Here is a 573-nt window from a genome sequence, read left to right as displayed (position 1 = left end):
TCGGTCGGATCGGGTCTCGAGTGGCCAGCGCGGTGACATGAGTGGCAAACACGCGGGGGTGCCCGCTCGGTCCGGTGGCGGTTTGACCGAGCGCGTGACCCACATCTTGCGGCAGGCCACCGAGGACGTGATCGGTCTTGCCTACGACCGCGTGACCCTGGGGACCACCCTTTCCGACTTCGGGTTCGATTCGGTGTCGCTGGCGCAGTTCGCGGAGGTGTTGTCCAAGCGGTTGGGGGTCGCGGTGACGCCCGACGTGTTCTTCGGCCACCCGACGCCTGCCCGGCTGACGGCCCATTTGGTGGAACGGTTCGGGGACGTCCTCGCGCGGCACCTCGGTCTGGATACTGTGGACACCGGGGACGCGCTCGACGCCGGGTCGGGGGTGGCCTCGCCGCGTCCGGTGCCTCGCCGCCGGGGCAGGCGTCCCCTCGCGCGCCGCCGGTCCCCCGCGCGTCCCGCGCTCGGTTCCCGGTCCGCGGTGTCCTCGTTGTCCTCGGTGTCCGGCCACGGCGGCGTGTCCGTGGTGGGGATGGCGGGTCGTTTTCCGGGCGCGGGCGGCGTTTCCGGGTT

The 573-nt window shown here is 72.1% G+C and carries 1 protein-coding gene; it reads left to right on the top strand.

From position 1 onward, the window contains the following. Nucleotides 1–82 precede the first annotated feature (82 nt). Nucleotides 83–573: acyl carrier protein (locus FXO23_RS50670; RefSeq protein WP_158896384.1), on the top strand; the 491-nt coding region annotated here is incomplete at its 3' end.

This window comes from Amycolatopsis anabasis (genome assembly GCF_009765355.1).
In the GTDB taxonomy this organism is placed as follows: domain Bacteria; phylum Actinomycetota; class Actinomycetes; order Mycobacteriales; family Pseudonocardiaceae; genus Amycolatopsis; species Amycolatopsis anabasis.
This window is presented reverse-complemented; position numbering and strand designations above follow the sequence as displayed.